Genomic DNA, 15778 nt, shown 5'->3' with positions numbered 1-15778 from the left:
TCTGAATCGTGTTGGAACGCCTCTCCTGGAAGAGATTACTGTTAGAGCTGCTGCTTGCCGGCCTGCCTGCGCTGATTACCGGACTCATCGCGGGCGGTTTGCCCTGGCTGTTGCTGGCTTCCGCGCTCTGCGTGCTGGTTTTTCACTTCAACAATCTTCTGCGCCTGTCGCACTGGCTGTGGGTGGATCGCAGTATGAACCCGCCCAGCGGACGTGGCAGTTGGGAACCTTTGTTCTACGGCCTGTATCAAATGCAGGCGCGCAACCGTCGCCGCCGCCGGGAACTTGGCCATCTGATTAAGCGATTTCGCAGCGGGGCTGAATCGCTGCCGGATGCGCTGGTGTTGACCACCGACGAGGGCACGATTTTCTGGTGTAACGGGCTGGCCCAGCAGAGTTTGGGGCTGCGCTGGCCGGAAGATAATGGCCAGAATATCCTTAACCTGCTGCGCTACCCGGAATTTACCCGCTATCTGCGCCAGCGGGATTTCGCGCTTCCGCTGACGCTGGTATTGAACAGCCAGCGCCATCTGGAGTTCCGCATCATGCCTTACAGTGAAGGACAGTGGCTGCTGGTGGCGCGCGATGTAACGCAAATGCACCAGCTGGAAGGGGCGCGGCGCAACTTCTTTGCCAACGTGAGCCACGAACTGCGCACGCCATTAACGGTGTTGCAGGGTTACCTGGAGATGATGAATGATCCGGTGCTGGAAGGGCGTCTGCGTGATAAAGCGCTGCAAACCATGCAGGAACAGGCGAAACGCATGGATAGCCTGGTGGGTCAGCTGCTGACGCTGTCGCGCATTGAGGCGGCACCGTCGCCCGACCTGCAGGAAATCGTCGATGTGCCCGCGATGCTGCGGGGACTGCAGCGTGAAGCGGAAACGCTCAGTCAGGGGCGTCAGCAGATCCAGTTCGACAGCGACCCGAATTTACGCGTATATGGCAATGACGAACAGCTGCGCAGCGCCATGTCCAATCTGGTTTATAATGCGGTCAATCACACGCCCGACGGCACCCGGATTGTGGTCAGCTGGCAACGCAACGACCGGGGAGCCGAGTTTAAGGTCGAAGATAACGGCCCCGGCATCGCGCCAGAACACTTACCGCGTCTGACTGAACGTTTCTATCGCGTTGACCAGGCACGCTCCAGGCAGACCGGGGGAAGCGGGCTGGGGCTGGCTATCGTCAAACATGCGCTCAGCCACCATAATACGCGGCTGAATATCAGCAGCTTGCCCGCAGCGGAAACCTGCTTCAGTTTTCAGCTGCCGCTCAGGGTGGTGGCTGGTGCTGAACCGGGCGGCAGCGGCGGCGTTAATTACCCGGAACCCTTACCATGAAACATCTCATTGCGCTGGCGTTGCTGCTGGTCTGTATGCTGGCTCATGCCAAAGAGGGTATGCTGGCGGGGAATCTGAACAGCGTCGGCTCCGATACGCTCGGCAACCTGATGGCGCTTTGGGGAGATCGTTTCAGCCAGCAGTATCCCGGCGTAAATGTGCAGATTCAGGCGGCGGGATCGTCCACGGCTCCCACGGCGTTGGCCGCCGGGGCTGCGCAACTGGGCGCGATGAGCAGGCCGATGCAGGCAGCAGAACGCCAGCTGTTTGCAGATCGTTATGGTTATCCGCCGCTGGCGGTGCCGGTGGCAATCGATGCGCTGGTGGTGGTGGTGAACCAGGATAATCCGTTAACCGGACTGAATGCTCAGCAGCTGGATGCTATTTTCTCCGTCACCCGACTTTGCGGAGGGGGGCTTTCCCCCAGAACCTGGGGGGATTTGCAGCTGACTCAGCCCGGCTGGGCGCAGCGCGGCATCCAGCGATTTGGCCGTAATTCCGCCTCCGGTACCTGGGGTTTTTTCAAACAGCAGGCGTTGTGCAACGGTGATTTACGCAATGATGTTGGCGAATATCCCGGCTCTGCGGCGGTGGTGCAGGCGGTGGCCGGTTCGCTGAACGGCATAGGCTATGCCAGCGCCGGATTTCATCTTAGCGGTGTTAAAGTGGTGCCTGTGGCGCGGGATGATCATAACTGGGTTGCGCCCACGGCTGAAAATATCCGCAGCGGGCGTTATCCCTATGCGCGTCCGCTCTACATCTATGTTAATAAAGCGCCGGGCAAACCTCTGGAGCCGCTTAGCGCCGCATTTCTCCGCCTGGCGCTATCAAATGCGGGTCAGGCGTTGGTCAGTCGGGCTGGCTATCTGCCCTTATCTGAAGCGCAAAGGGAGCAGGCACTGGCGATGATTGCGCAATAATATCGTGAGTTTGCAGCAGTGATGTGGTTTCCGCGCTGCCCTTAAGCGGCCTTTTCTCAAAAACAAACCCGTTTGTTGCCCGTCATCCTCCGTCTTTTTTAGCATAATGAACTTTTCTCACTGACCTTGAAATTTCCTCGTTTGCGACGGGGAGAATCTCATGACACTGTGAGCAACAGACATTTAGATGTCCAGAAGTCTAAATTAACCCAGCGCAACTATTGCGTAACGCAATTATGCGGCCGAGTGCAGGCCAGGAGTGAGCCGACATGACAACATCCGTATCTTATCGCGCCGAAGTGGTTGGCAGCTTTCTGCGCCCGGCGGCAATAAAGCAGGCGCGCCAGCAGTTTGCCGCTGGTGACATTGACGCGGCTGCGTTACGCAGCATTGAAGATGAAGAGATCCGTAAAGTGGTTGCCAGCCAGCGAGCCAGCGGCCTGCAGGTGGTTACCGACGGGGAATTTCGTCGCGCCTGGTGGCACTTCGACTTCTTTGACGGTCTGGATGGCGTAGAGCGTTATGAAACAGAGCAGGGCATTCAGTTTAACGGCGTGCAGACTAAGGCGCGTGGCGTGAAGGTTACCGGGAAACTGGGTTTCAGCCATCATCCAATGTTAGAGGATTTCCGCTTCCTGCAAAGCATCAGCGGGGATGCAGTGGCAAAAATGACTATCCCAAGCCCCAGCGTGCTGCATTTTCGCGGCGGTCGTCAGGTGATTGATGCGCAGGTTTATCCGGATCTGGACGTCTATTTCGACGACCTTGCACAAACCTGGCGCGATGCGATTCAGGCATTCTACGATGCAGGCTGCCGCTATCTGCAGCTGGACGATACCGTTTGGGCTTATCTCTGTTCTGACGATCAGAAGCAGCAAATCCGCGAACGCGGTGACAGCCCTGAAGAGCTGGCCCGTACTTACGCCCGCGTGCTGAATAAAGCCATTGCAGGCAAGCCCAACGATTTGAAAATCGGCCTGCATGTTTGCCGGGGCAATTTCCGCTCTACCTGGATCTCTGAAGGGGGCTATGAGCCGGTGGCGCAAATTTTGTTTGGCGGGGTCAACATTGACGCTTTCTTCCTTGAATATGATAACGCGCGTTCGGGCGGCTTCGAGCCGCTGCGTTTTATCAAAAAAGGCAAACAGCAGGTGGTGCTGGGGCTGATCACCACGAAAAGCGGAGAGCTGGAAGCGGCGGCAACCATTGAAAAACGTCTGCGTGAGGCCGCGCAGTTCGTCAGCCTCGATCAGATCTGCCTTAGCCCGCAGTGCGGCTTTGCTTCTACCGAAGAGGGCAACAGCCTGACGGAAGAGCAGCAGTGGGCCAAGCTGCGCCTGCTGGTGGAAGTGGCTAATCGGGTTTGGTAAAAAAACTCATTTTGTGCATCAGGCGCGGATTTGTGCGCCTTTTGTGCTTCTTTAATCGGTTTATCACCAAAATAGCGCTGTACAGGCGAAAAAAATACAAATCATGTAACGCAATTTCGGTCTCATCTAAGTATATACACTGGTTATGTGATTTTTTACGGTATATTCATCTGCTTTCTCGATTCTGTATTGCCTTTTACCGCTATAAACGTTCTACTTACCCCCGTTTCTCGTCTTCCCCCTGAATACAAAATAATCAGCTCATATTCACTACCCGTCGCGACGTCATCAGCGTTTTCGGCTGCATCGATTTGATTTAGTAGCGTATTTAGAGCATCCAGGGTGATTGGCTGCAAAATTGTGCATTTTGCAGAAACAGGGCAATTCTTTGATTCTTCAGCGTAGTCGTTTTAGCTGGCAGGGGATTGACGACTGCAACGTGAAGTAGGGCGAGCAGCACCGTTATCACGACTTTTAACACCACCACAGGCAACACGTTTCTTATGACGCATCGTTTAACTTCAAAAGATATTCTGGCACTGGGCTTTATGACTTTTGCCCTGTTTGTCGGCGCCGGGAACATCATTTTCCCACCAATGGTAGGTATCCAGGCCGGAGAGCATGTCTGGCATGCGGCCCTGGGCTTTTTGATTACCGCAGTTGGTCTGCCGGTGATTTCCGTAATTGCGCTGGCGCGCGTTGGTGGCGGAATTGATGCTCTCAGTTCGCCCATCGGTAAAGTGGCTGGCGTGGTGCTGGCGACCGTCTGCTATCTGGCCGTCGGGCCGCTGTTTGCCACCCCCCGTACCGCTACCGTCTCGTTTGAAGTCGGTATTGCTCCGCTGACCGGCGATGGCGCATTGCCGCTGTTTATCTACAGTCTGGTCTATTTTTCCCTGGTGATTGGCGTCTCGCTTTATCCCGGTAAGCTTCTGGATACCGTCGGCCATCTCCTCGCCCCGCTGAAAATTTTTGCCCTGACCCTGCTGGGCCTGGCGGCGCTGCTGTGGCCTGCTGGCGATATTGCGCCTGCTACCGATGAATTTCAGCGTGCGGCGTTCTCCAATGGCTTTGTGAATGGTTATCTGACGATGGATACCCTTGGGGCGCTGGTGTTCGGCATCGTTATTGTCAATGCCGCCCGCTCACGCGGCATCAGCGAAGCAAAACTGCTGACCCGTTACACCGTGATTGCCGGATTGATTGCCGGTGTTGGTCTGACGCTGGTCTATCTGGCTCTGTTCAAACTCGGTGCTGACAGTGCGTCGATTGTCGATCATAGCGCTAACGGTGCTGCCATCCTGCATGCCTATGTTCAGCATACTTTCGGCGCTATGGGCAGCTTCTTCCTCGCTTCACTGATTTTCGTCGCCTGTATTGTGACGGCCGTTGGTCTGACCTGTGCCTGTGCGGAGTTCTTTGAGCACTATTTGCCTTTCAGCTATCGCCAACTGGTGTTTATGCTGGGTGCGTTTTCTATGGTGGTTTCCAACCTTGGTCTTAGCCATCTTATCCAGATCTCTATTCCTGTATTAACCGCGATTTACCCGCCTTGTATCGTGCTGGTGCTGTTAAGCTTTACTTTGAGCTGGTGGAAGAAAAGCACAAGGATTGTTGCGCCAGTCATGCTGGTCAGCCTGCTGTTTGGTTTGGTCGACGCAATCAAAACCACCGATTTAAAGGCGCTGCTCCCCGCGTTTACCCAGAATCTGCCGCTGGCCGATCAGGGGCTGGCGTGGTTGCCGCCTTCACTGGTGATGCTGGTATTGGTGGCCTTTTACGATCGCGTTTCTGGCCGCCCGGTTACCGTGCATCAGCAATAGCGTTGTAAAATCTCCCCTTACCACCGGTCGGTAAGGGGCCGCCAGGTGGAAAAAAATGACAAAAATGACTCTGAAAAAGGGATTGAGTACGCGCCATATTCGTTTTATGGCGTTGGGTTCAGCGATTGGCACCGGCCTGTTTTACGGTTCGGCCGATGCTATCAGAATGGCCGGTCCGGGCGTGCTGCTTGCCTATCTTATCGGCGGTGTGGCAGCGTATATCATTATGCGCGCGCTTGGTGAAATGTCCGTCAACAACCCTCAGGCCAGCTCCTTCTCCCGCTACGCGCAAGATTACCTCGGACCGCTGGCCGGCTATATCACCGGCTGGACCTACTGTTTTGAAATCCTGATTGTCGCTATTGCCGATGTCACCGCATTCGGTATTTATATGAGCGTCTGGTTCCCCGATGTGCCTCACTGGACATGGGTACTCAGCGTGGTGCTGGTGATTGGCGCGATCAATCTCGCGACGGTTAAGGTGTTCGGCGAGGTCGAGTTCTGGCTGTCGCTGTTCAAGGTGGCCACCATCATTGTGATGATTGTCGCGGGTATTGGCATTATCTTCTGGGGCATCGGCAACGGCGGTCAGGCGACCGGCATCAGCAATTTGTGGACCCACGGCGGCTTTATACCCAATGGCTGGATTGGCGTGGTGCTGTCGCTGCAAATGGTGATGTTCGCCTTTGGCGGGATTGAAATCATCGGTATCACCGCCGGTGAAGCGAAGGATCCGGCCGTATCGATCCCGCGCGCCATTAATACCGTACCGCTGCGCATTCTGGTGTTCTACGTTGGCACGCTGTTTGTCATCATGTCGATCTACCCCTGGAATCAGGTCGGGACTCAAGGCAGTCCGTTTGTACTGACTTTCCAGCATATGGGGATTGCGGCAGCGGCAGCGGTGCTTAACTTCGTGGTGATTACCGCCTCACTGTCGGCGATTAACAGTGATGTGTTTGGCGTTGGACGTATGCTGTACGGCATGGCAGAGCAGGGCCATGCGCCCAAAGTGTTTACCACCGTATCGGAGAAAGGTATTCCCTGGGTGACGGTACTGGCGATGATGTTGGCGATGCTGGTTGCCGTCTATCTTAACTATCTGATGCCGGAAAAAGTGTTTCTGGTCATCGCCTCGCTGGCGACGTTCGCTACCGTTTGGGTATGGATAATGATCCTGTTCTCCCAGATTGCGTTTCGTCGTACATTGACGCCAGAACAGCAAAAAGAGCTGAAGTTTGCCCTGCCCGGAGGTTCACTCACTGCGGCGATTGGCATTGTCTTCCTCGCCTTTATTATTGGCCTGATCGGTTACTTCCCTGATACCCGCGTGTCGCTTTATGCCGGTTTCGCGTGGATTGTGCTGCTGCTGGTGAGCTGGCAGTGGGTAAAGCGCCGCAGTTGTTAACAGGCAGTCATTGAGATAGGGCGAACCTATGGTTCGCCCTTTTTATGTTAGTCGCTCACCGTGATACCAGGCTACCGGCAGGCTGAACGGTGCCGCATGGATATCATGTGCGGCATCCTGGTGCGGGAGATACGACGTCTTCCGTCATTGTAAAGTATCGCTGACCGGAGCGTGCGAGAACGCGGGGCAGAATCTTCCAATAAAAAAGCTCGCAGTAGCGAGCTTTTGCCGAACAGAACGGTGCTGTTACAGTTTGGCGGCGTTCTCAGACAGGTATTTGGCAACGCCGTCCGGAGATGCGCCCATACCTTCTTTGCCTTTTTCCCACTGAGCCGGGCACACATCGCCGTGTTCTTCGTGGAACTGCAGCGCGTCAACCATACGCAGCATTTCGTCAACGTTACGGCCCAGTGGCAGATCGTTAACCACCTGGTGGCGAACCACGCCGGCCTGGTCGATCAGGAATGAACCACGCAGTGCAACACCCGCTTCAGGGTGCTCAATGCCCCAGGCTTTCTGGATTTCACGTTTGATGTCAGCAACCATTGCGTACTTCACTTCGCCGATGCCGCCTTTATCGATCGGCGTTTTGCGCCATGCGTTGTGCACGAACTCTGAGTCGAAGGAGACGCCAACAACTTCGACACCGCGCTTCTGGAATTCGGCATACCGCTTATCAAAAGCGATCAGCTCGGAAGGGCATACGAAGGTGAAGTCCATTGGCCAAAAGAACACAACGGTGGCTTTACCAGCGGTGTGTTTTTTAAAGTTGAAGTTTTCTACGATTTCACCGTTGCCCAGCACAGCTGCGGCAGTAAAATCTGGGGCTGGACGAGTTACCAGGACCATTATTCACTCCTGTTGAAGTCATTAAATGAGGGGAGACAAGACGCCGGCATTATAAGAGGGGCGTCCAGCCAGGAACCAGCGTAATACGCCGATTGTTCAGATAGGGTACGCCTATCAAAATTAAGGCTGAGTTTAAATCAGCACCATACGATAGCCTGTTTTGGCAAAAGGGCAAAGGACAAAACGCGGTCACTTTTCATAATTTACCCCGGACTGCCTGCTCCGTCATTTGCGGATATGATTGCCAGAACAGATCTTCAAGCCGGTGATAGTTATCGGTAAAGTCCTGATAGCTGTCCGCCAGTGCCGCGAGCTTCGGGCGGCGGCTGGCCATTCCGTTTAGCACATGCGATAAGAACGCCGCGTCGGCATAACGCTCCATCCAGCGTTCGTGCCATAACCAGGCGTTAAGCGTCTGAAAGCGCGGTGGCGTATGTGTCAGCTGCGGCTCGATAACACTTCTGGCATGCGCCAGAAAAGCGGGCAGAGTGGTCTCCGGCATCAGCTTATCCCAGTGAAGCGACAAGAAGTGATCCCAGATAACATCGAGCGTAATCGGTGCCACCCGGCGTGTTTCACTACGGAAAAGCTGGCGAGCCTCGCGAACTTGCGGTAGCGAATCCGTCAGAGCATCAATGCGGCGGTGCAGGCTAATGCCATCGGCAATACGGGTTGGCCACTGTTGCCAGGGATTACCGCGCACGTAATCGGCCATCAGATTGCCGAGCAGCGAACTGTTAGCGAGATGAGCCAGATGGAGGTGGGCAAGATAGTTCATCGCGCTATTCTACCTCAGACAACATCGATATCACGCAGATTGTTTAGCTATGGTCAGTTTTCAGCTAGAATGTGCGCCCTGATTTCCCGGACTGTGAATGACCATGCGCGTTGCCGATTTTACTTTTAAGTTACCCGAATCTTTGATAGCCCATTACCCGCAGACTCAGCGTAGCGGGTGCCGTTTACTGTCGCTGAACGGCCCGGACGGCGCGTTAACGCATGGTGTATTCACCGATTTGTTGCACAAGCTCAACCCCGGCGATCTGCTGGTGTTTAATAATACGCGGGTGATCCCGGCGCGTATTTTTGGCCGCAAGGTCAGCGGCGGAAAAATTGAGGTGTTGGTTGAGCGCATGCTTGATGAGAAGCGCGTGCTGGCACATGTGCGTTCATCGAAAGCCCCCAGACCCGGCAGCGAGCTGCTGCTGGGCGATGATGAAAACGTGCAGGCCACCATGCTGGCGCGCCACGATGCGTTATTCGAGATCGAATTTAACGATGCGCGTCCGGTGCTGGACATTTTGAACAGTATCGGCCATATGCCGTTGCCTCCTTATATCGATCGTCCTGACGAAGATGCCGACCGCGAGCTTTATCAGACGGTGTACAGTCAGAAACCTGGCGCGGTGGCGGCCCCGACGGCGGGCCTGCATTTCGACGAACCATTGCTGGAAGCACTGCGTGAAAAAGGCATTGAGACGGCTTTTGTTACCCTGCATGTCGGTGCCGGGACGTTCCAGCCGGTGCGCGTCGATACCATTGAAGAGCATATTATGCATGCCGAATATGCTGAAGTGCCACAGGATGTGGTGGATGCGGTGCTGGCCTGCAAGGCACGCGGCAACCGGGTTATTGCGGTGGGAACCACTTCCGTTCGCTCATTAGAGAGTGCTGCGCAGGTTGCTGGAAATGACCTGATTGCTCCTTTCTTTGGTGATACCAAAATCTTTATTTATCCGGGCTATCACTACCAGGTGATCGATGCGCTGGTGACCAATTTCCACCTGCCGGAATCGACGCTGATTATGCTGGTGTCAGCCTTTGCCGGTTATCAAAATACCATGCACGCTTACCAGCAGGCCGTTGCTGAACAGTACCGTTTCTTCAGCTACGGCGATGCGATGTTTATTACCCGTAATCCACAGGCGTTTGCCGAGATACCCGGGCAGTAAGTTCCCCCGGGGTGGGGCATTCCCGTCCCCGATAACCATTTACATCAGACTGTTTTTCTGGTGGAGGCAATGTGAAGTTTGAATTAGACACGACTGACGGGCGCGCGCGCCGTGGCCGTTTGGTTTTTGAGCGTGGCGTAGTAGAAACCCCGGCATTTATGCCGGTAGGTACTTACGGTACGGTAAAAGGTATGACCCCGGAAGAAGTGCAGGACACCGGCGCTCAGATCATCCTCGGCAATACTTTCCATTTATGGCTACGCCCGGGACAGGAGGTCATGAAACTGCACGGCGATCTGCATGACTTTATGCAGTGGAAGGGGCCGATCCTCACCGACTCCGGCGGTTTCCAGGTGTTCAGCCTGGGAGATATCCGTAAAATTACCGAGAAAGGGGTGCATTTCCGTAACCCGATCAACGGTGATGCGATTTTCCTCGATCCGGAAAAGTCGATGGAAATTCAGTACGACCTCGGATCCGACATCGTGATGATTTTCGACGAATGTACGCCGTACCCGGCCGACTGGGATTACGCCAAGCGTTCAATGGAAATGTCGCTGCGCTGGGCGCAACGCAGCCGCGACAGGTTTGACTCCCTCGGCAACAAAAACGCGTTATTTGGCATTATTCAGGGCAGTGTTTACGAAGATTTACGAGATGTGTCGGTTAAAGGACTGGTAGAGATCGGCTTCGATGGGTACGCTGTGGGCGGCCTGGCGGTCGGTGAGCCTAAGGAAGATATGCACCGTATTCTGGAGCACGTTTGTCCTCAGCTCCCCCAGGATAAACCACGCTACCTGATGGGTGTCGGTAAGCCTCAGGATTTAGTGGAAGGCGTTCGTCGCGGTATTGATATGTTCGACTGTGTCATGCCGACCCGTAACGCGCGTAACGGGCATCTGTTTGTCACCGACGGCGTGGTGAAAATCCGTAATGCGAAGTACAAAGATGACACATCTCCGCTCGATGCCGAGTGTGATTGCTACACCTGCCTTAATTACAGCCGTGCCTATCTGTATCATCTCGACCGCTGTAATGAAATTTTAGGTGCACGTCTGAATACCATTCATAATCTGCGCTATTATCAGCGCTTAATGGCAGGTTTACGCCAGGCTATCGAAGAAGGTAAATTAGAGCACTTTGTTAGCGAATTCTACCAACGGACGGGGACGGCGGTTCCGCCATTAACGTCTGATAATTAAACAATGAGGGAAATTTAATGAGCTTTAACACTTCTGATGCCGTGGCAGCCGCAGCTCCTTCTCAGAGTAGTCCGTATTCTCTGGTGATCATGCTGGTGGTGTTTGGTCTGATTTTCTACTTTATGATCCTTCGTCCTCAGCAGAAACGTGCGAAAGAGCACAAAAAACTGATGGATTCCATTGCTAAGGGGGATGAGGTTCTGACCACCGGTGGGCTGGTAGGGCGCGTGACCAAAGTCGCTGAAACCGGCTATGTGGCTATTGCGCTTAACGATACCACTGAAGTTGTGGTCAAGCGTGACTTCGTTGCCGCCGTTCTGCCGAAAGGTACGATGAAGGCGCTTTAATTTTTGATTTCCCTAAGGGAACTGCCGTGTTAAACCGTTATCCTTTATGGAAGTACATCATGCTGATCGTCGTGTTACTCGTCGGTCTGCTGTATGCACTGCCCAACCTTTATGGTGAGGATCCGGCTGTTCAGGTCACTGGTGCGCGCGGAAGCGCGGCCAGTGAGCAAACGCTGGTTCAGATCCAAAGCGCGTTAAAACAAGACAATATTCAGAGCAAATCCGTCGCCCTGGAAAATGGTGCGATTCTGGCGCGTTTCGCTAACACTGACGTGCAGCTGCGCGCGCGTGAAGCGATAATCAACGTTCTTGGCGACGACTATGTGGTGGCGCTTAACCTCGCCCCGGCAACGCCCGCCTGGTTAGCCATGTTATCCGCAGAGCCGATGAAGCTTGGTCTCGATCTACGCGGTGGTGTTCACTTCCTGATGGAAGTGGATATGGACACTGCGCTGGGTAAACTTCAGGATCAGAACATCGACAATCTGCGCAGCGATCTGCGTGAAAAAAGCATTCCTTACGTTAACGTGCGTAAAACCGCCAATTACGGCATGGAAATTCGTTTCCGTGATGACAAGGCGCGTGATGAAGCGGTCAGCTATCTGATCACCCGTCATCGCGATATGGTGATCAACGGCAGCGGCAGTAATGCCCTGACGGCGGTCATGAGCGATGAACGCATGCGTGAAGCCCGCGAATATGCGGTACAGCAGAACATCAATATTCTGCGTAACCGTGTTAATCAGCTGGGCGTGGCGGAACCTCTGGTACAGCGTCAGGGTTCTGACCGTATTGTAGTAGAGCTGCCGGGTATTCAGGATACCGCTCGGGCGAAAGAGATCCTTGGTGCTACGGCCACGCTGGAGTTCCGTCTGGTCAATACCAGCGTGGACGCCACCGCAGCCGCTAACGGCCGCGTACCGGGTGACTCAGAAGTAAAAAACACGCGTGATAAACAGCCGGTGGTGCTGTACAAGCGAGTGATCCTCACCGGTGATCACATTACCGACTCCACCTCCAGCAACGATGAATACAATCAGCCACAGGTGAATATCTCCCTTGACAGCGCTGGCGGTAATATCATGTCCAACTTCACTAAGGACAGCGTGGGTAAAGCGATGGCAACCCTGTTTGTTGAGTACAAAGACAGTGGGAAGAAAGATGCTAACGGCCGGGCGATCCTGGAGAAGCATGAAGAGGTGATTAACGTTGCCAATATCCAGTCGCGGCTGGGTAACAGCTTCCGTATTACCGGCATCAATAATCCGAACGAAGCCCGCCAGCTTTCGCTGCTGCTGCGTGCCGGCGCGTTGATTGCGCCTATCCAGATTGTGGAAGAGCGTACCATCGGTCCAACCATGGGTGCGCAGAACATCACTCAGGGTCTGGAAGCCTGCCTGTGGGGGCTGATCGCATCTATCGTCTTTATGGTGGTGTGGTACAAGAAATTCGGCCTGGTGGCGACCAGCGCACTGTTGGCTAACCTGGTGCTGATCGTCGGTATTATGTCGCTACTTCCAGGCGCTACGCTGACGATGCCCGGTATTGCCGGTATCGTGCTGACGCTGGCGGTGGCGGTCGATGCTAACGTACTGATTAACGAGCGTATCAAGGAGGAGTTGCGTAACGGGCGTTCCGTACAGCAGGCGATCCATGAGGGTTACAAAGGCGCGTTTTCCAGTATCGTCGATGCCAACGTGACCACGCTGATTAAAGTTATCATTCTGTACGCAGTGGGCACCGGCTCGATCAAAGGGTTTGCCATCACCACTGCGATTGGTGTGGCAACTTCCATGTTTACCGCGATTATCGGCACCCGTGCCATCGTCAACCTGATGTATGGCGGCAAACGCATTAATAAGTTGTCTATCTGAGGAGTGCGTTGTGGCACAGGAACATAGTGTTGAACAAATGAATCACGGGCGTAAAGTTTACGACTTTATGCGCTGGGATAAACTGGCGTTCATCATCTCTGGAATATTGTTGATTGTGGCAGTCGCCATTATCGGTGTGCGAGGCTTCAACTGGGGGCTTGATTTCACCGGTGGAACGGTGATTGAGATTAATCTTGAGCAGCCGGCCGATCTGGATATGATGCGTGGCAGCCTGCAGAAAGCCGGTTTTGCTGAACCGCAGGTGCAAAACTTCGGCAGTAGCCGTGACGTGATGGTGCGTATGGCACCCGCTGAAGGCAATGCGGGTGAAGCGCTGGGCAGTAAAGTGCTGGGCATTGTCAATGAAGCAACCGGGCAGAACGCCACCGTCAAGCGTATTGAGTTTGTCGGCCCCAGCGTGGGTAGCGATCTGGCTCAGGCGGGCGGTATGGCTCTGTTGTCGGCGCTGATTGCCATTCTCTTTTATATCGGCTTTCGTTTCGAATGGCGTCTGGCGCTGGGAACCGTGCTGGCGCTGGCACACGACGTGGTGATCACCATGGGCTTGCTTTCTCTGTTCCAGATAGAGATCGACCTGACTATTGTCGCCTCGCTGATGTCGGTTATCGGCTATTCGCTTAACGATAAGATTGTGGTATCGGACCGTATTCGCGAGAATTTCCGCAAGATCCGCCGTGGCTCTTCTTACGACATCACCAACGTCTCGCTAACACAGACCTTGAGCCGAACCATCATCACTTCGGTAACGACGCTGGCGATGGTGCTGATCCTGTTTATCTTTGGCGGTGCGCTGTTGCAAGGCTTCTCACTGACTATGCTAATCGGGATTACCATCGGTACGATCTCGTCAATTTATGTCTCTTCCGCTCTGGCGCTGAAGCTGGGCATGAAACGCGAACATATGATCCAACAGAAAGTGGAAAAAGAGGGCGCAGATCAGCCTTCGATTCTGCCTTAAAACGATGCAGTCAGCATAACGGCCACCTCAGGGTGGCCGTTTTTTTAGGGTGCAGAAGATAAGTGGCCGTTCAGAACCCGGCCATGAACGCGTACATAACCGATTTTCCCCGGCGGGAAACCACGCAAATGCAGCTGGACGGTGGCTTCACTGCGTGGCGGTAAAGCGGGTACAACCTGGAAGGTTTCACTGCGACTTTCAGCCGTTAGTGGTCTGCCGCTGCTGTCATCAAGGCTACCCCATTCCAGCTGGCCGGACAGCGCCGTAAGCTGCGCAGAACCCGCAGAACTCAGATACAGTAATGCCCCCGAACCCGCGTCTTGCCGGGTGAGGGGGCTTAACCACAGGCGCACTACTCCGGCCTGGCTTTGCAAAACCACCGGGGTTCTGGCAGCGGGGATTAACCAGGCACCATTCAGTGAGTTCTGATTCAGTCTGCCCTGAAGTTCAAGCGCGGTGGCCTGAAGAGTGAGCTGGCTTAGCTCCCGATCCAACTTGCCACCTCTCGGTCAAGCTGTTGTGTTTGCTGGCCGGGCGGAGAAGATGAACACCCTGCTAAAAGCAGCAGCAGGGGAAATGGCATAACGCCTGTCAGTGTTTTGACCACGTCCCCTCCTTTTAGCAACTTAGCAACTTAGCAACGTCTCAATGAGGAATACGCAGCTTCTGGCCTGGATAGATTTTATCCGGGTGGCTGAGCATTGGCTTATTAGCCTCGAAGATTTTGTTGTACTGATTAGCATCGCCATAGACAGATTTAGAAATGGCGCTCAGCGTATCGCCGGATTTTACCGTGTAGTATTCAGACTCATTGGCGGCGGGGGAGTTGGTGGTGACCTTGTCATCAACGCTGCTGATGCCTTTCACATTACCTGCTGCGACGAGGATTTTCTCTTTTTCTTCCTGGGTCAGGCCGTCGCCAGTGACGACGGCTTTATCGCCGTTAACGTCAATTTTCACTTTGTCAGCGCCCGGGATACCCTGCTTTTTCAGACTATCCTCAATGGCCGTACCCTGTGCGTGTGCATTCCCGGCGAACGCTTCCAGGATTTTCTCCCCTGCATCTTTAACAAAATCAAACAGTCCCATTTTTGACTCCTTTAGGTGAATCCCCGGATGGGGTATACAAAGCATAGACTTTTTTTTCACCATGGGTGTAAGAAGTGCCTCACCGGCTAAGCCGGCTCGCGTGAATGATTTAGTTGTTAAACACTTCAGGGTACACTAATGCCCCTCTGCTGAAGAATCAGGACAGACTTATGCATTGCCCATTTTGTTCCACCGTGGATACTAAAGTGATCGACTCCCGGCTGGTGGGGGAAGGGACTTCCGTGCGCCGACGCCGTCAGTGTCTGGTTTGTCACGAACGCTTTACTACCTTTGAAGTGGCAGAACTGGTCATGCCACGGGTGGTCAAAAGCAATGACGTGCGTGAACCCTTTAATGAAGACAAGTTGCGAAGTGGATTAATGAAGGCGCTGGAGAAGCGTCCGGTTAGCTCCGACGCGGTGGAAAATGCCCTCAGCCACCTCAAAAGCCAGCTGCGCGCCACCGGCGAACGCGAAGTTGCCAGCAAATTGATTGGTAGCCTGGTGATGGATGAGCTGAAAAAACTGGATAAAGTCGCCTACATCCGCTTTGCATCGGTATATCGCAGTTTCGAAGATATCCGCGAATTCGGCGAGGAGATCGCCCGCTTACAGGACTGACA

The 15778-nt window shown here is 54.2% G+C and carries 15 protein-coding genes; 11 read left to right on the top strand and 4 right to left on the bottom strand.

Annotated features, from left to right (window positions below; genetic code table 11):
* The first annotated feature begins 8 nt into the window (after positions 1-8).
* The 5 genes from phoR (at position 9) to proY (ending at position 6864) form a co-directional block, all read left to right on the top strand.
* On the top strand, positions 9-1343 hold the full coding sequence (gene phoR, locus EPYR_RS13380) for a phosphate regulon sensor histidine kinase PhoR (RefSeq protein WP_012668918.1): 1335 nt from the start codon (positions 9-11) through the stop codon (positions 1341-1343).
* Positions 1340-2263, top strand: coding sequence for a PstS family phosphate ABC transporter substrate-binding protein (locus EPYR_RS13375; protein WP_012668917.1), 924 nt, complete (start codon positions 1340-1342; stop codon positions 2261-2263). Before phoR ends, EPYR_RS13375 begins: the two co-directional genes overlap by 4 nt.
* Before the next feature lie 269 nt (positions 2264-2532).
* On the top strand, positions 2533-3633 hold the full coding sequence (locus tag EPYR_RS13370; protein ID WP_012668916.1) for a cobalamin-independent methionine synthase II family protein: 1101 nt from the start codon (positions 2533-2535) through the stop codon (positions 3631-3633).
* A 503-nt stretch (positions 3634-4136) separates the two neighbouring features.
* Positions 4137-5456: a branched-chain amino acid transporter carrier protein BrnQ gene (gene brnQ / locus EPYR_RS13365; protein WP_012668915.1), complete on the top strand. Its 1320-nt coding sequence runs from the start codon at positions 4137-4139 to the stop codon at positions 5454-5456.
* Positions 5457-5511: 55 nt separating this feature from the next.
* Positions 5512-6864, top strand: coding sequence for a proline-specific permease ProY (gene proY / locus EPYR_RS13360; protein ID WP_012668914.1), 1353 nt, complete (start codon positions 5512-5514; stop codon positions 6862-6864).
* A gap of 246 nt (positions 6865-7110) precedes the next feature.
* On the opposite strand, the gene EPYR_RS13355 is transcribed toward proY, so the two are convergent.
* Positions 7111-7713 carry a peroxiredoxin C gene (locus tag EPYR_RS13355; protein ID WP_004156242.1) on the bottom strand — a complete coding sequence of 201 codons (603 nt, stop codon included), beginning with the start codon at positions 7711-7713 and terminating at the stop codon, positions 7111-7113.
* Between the two features lie 196 nt (positions 7714-7909).
* Complete coding sequence (locus EPYR_RS13350; RefSeq protein WP_012668913.1) at positions 7910-8491, bottom strand: ACP phosphodiesterase; 582 nt, start codon at positions 8489-8491, stop codon at positions 7910-7912.
* A 103-nt stretch (positions 8492-8594) separates the two neighbouring features.
* Here EPYR_RS13350 and queA point away from each other — a divergent pair, with 103 nt between their 5' ends.
* The 5 genes from queA (at position 8595) to secF (ending at position 14067) form a co-directional block, all read left to right on the top strand.
* The gene (gene queA / locus EPYR_RS13345; protein ID WP_041474133.1) at positions 8595-9665 is read left to right on the top strand and encodes a tRNA preQ1(34) S-adenosylmethionine ribosyltransferase-isomerase QueA; all 1071 of its coding nucleotides are present in this window, start codon (positions 8595-8597) and stop codon (positions 9663-9665) included.
* A 71-nt stretch (positions 9666-9736) separates the two neighbouring features.
* A complete protein-coding gene (gene tgt / locus EPYR_RS13340) occupies positions 9737-10867 on the top strand; it encodes a tRNA guanosine(34) transglycosylase Tgt (RefSeq protein WP_012668911.1) in 1131 nt (376 codons plus the stop codon).
* A gap of 17 nt (positions 10868-10884) precedes the next feature.
* A complete protein-coding gene (gene yajC / locus EPYR_RS13335; RefSeq protein WP_012668910.1) occupies positions 10885-11214 on the top strand; it encodes a preprotein translocase subunit YajC in 330 nt (109 codons plus the stop codon).
* Between the two features lie 26 nt (positions 11215-11240).
* Positions 11241-13088 carry a protein translocase subunit SecD gene (secD, locus tag EPYR_RS13330; RefSeq protein ID WP_014539296.1) on the top strand — a complete coding sequence of 616 codons (1848 nt, stop codon included), beginning with the start codon at positions 11241-11243 and terminating at the stop codon, positions 13086-13088.
* Between the two features lie 10 nt (positions 13089-13098).
* Entirely contained in the window at positions 13099-14067 is a 969-nt protein-coding gene (gene secF / locus EPYR_RS13325) for a protein translocase subunit SecF (RefSeq protein WP_012668908.1), read from the top strand.
* Positions 14068-14111: 44 nt separating this feature from the next.
* Here secF and EPYR_RS13320 read toward each other — a convergent pair whose 3' ends face one another.
* Entirely contained in the window at positions 14112-14561 is a 450-nt protein-coding gene (locus EPYR_RS13320) for a DUF3251 domain-containing protein (protein ID WP_012668907.1), read from the bottom strand.
* Positions 14562-14712: 151 nt separating this feature from the next.
* Complete coding sequence (gene lysM / locus EPYR_RS13315) at positions 14713-15156, bottom strand: peptidoglycan-binding protein LysM (protein ID WP_012668906.1); 444 nt, start codon at positions 15154-15156, stop codon at positions 14713-14715.
* Positions 15157-15326: 170 nt separating this feature from the next.
* Between lysM and nrdR the strand changes: the two genes are divergently transcribed.
* Complete coding sequence (gene nrdR, locus EPYR_RS13310) at positions 15327-15776, top strand: transcriptional regulator NrdR (RefSeq protein ID WP_004156263.1); 450 nt, start codon at positions 15327-15329, stop codon at positions 15774-15776.
* Positions 15777-15778: the final 2 nt, after the last annotated feature.

Source organism: Erwinia pyrifoliae DSM 12163, assembly GCF_000026985.1.
In the GTDB taxonomy this organism is placed as follows: domain Bacteria; phylum Pseudomonadota; class Gammaproteobacteria; order Enterobacterales; family Enterobacteriaceae; genus Erwinia; species Erwinia pyrifoliae.
This window is presented reverse-complemented; position numbering and strand designations above follow the sequence as displayed.

Coding starts and splice junctions, on each gene's coding strand:
- EPYR_RS13375 (WP_012668917.1), top strand. CDS start 1,340: ATGAAACATCTCATTGCGCTGGCGTTGCTGCTGGTCTGTATGCTGGCT.
- EPYR_RS13370 (WP_012668916.1), top strand. CDS start 2,533: ATGACAACATCCGTATCTTATCGCGCCGAAGTGGTTGGCAGCTTTCTG.
- brnQ (WP_012668915.1), top strand. CDS start 4,137: ATGACGCATCGTTTAACTTCAAAAGATATTCTGGCACTGGGCTTTATG.
- proY (WP_012668914.1), top strand. CDS start 5,512: ATGACAAAAATGACTCTGAAAAAGGGATTGAGTACGCGCCATATTCGT.
- EPYR_RS13355 (WP_004156242.1), bottom strand. CDS start 7,713: ATGGTCCTGGTAACTCGTCCAGCCCCAGATTTTACTGCCGCAGCTGTG.
- EPYR_RS13350 (WP_012668913.1), bottom strand. CDS start 8,491: ATGAACTATCTTGCCCACCTCCATCTGGCTCATCTCGCTAACAGTTCG.
- queA (WP_041474133.1), top strand. CDS start 8,595: ATGCGCGTTGCCGATTTTACTTTTAAGTTACCCGAATCTTTGATAGCC.
- yajC (WP_012668910.1), top strand. CDS start 10,885: ATGAGCTTTAACACTTCTGATGCCGTGGCAGCCGCAGCTCCTTCTCAG.
- lysM (WP_012668906.1), bottom strand. CDS start 15,156: ATGGGACTGTTTGATTTTGTTAAAGATGCAGGGGAGAAAATCCTGGAA.
- nrdR (WP_004156263.1), top strand. CDS start 15,327: ATGCATTGCCCATTTTGTTCCACCGTGGATACTAAAGTGATCGACTCC.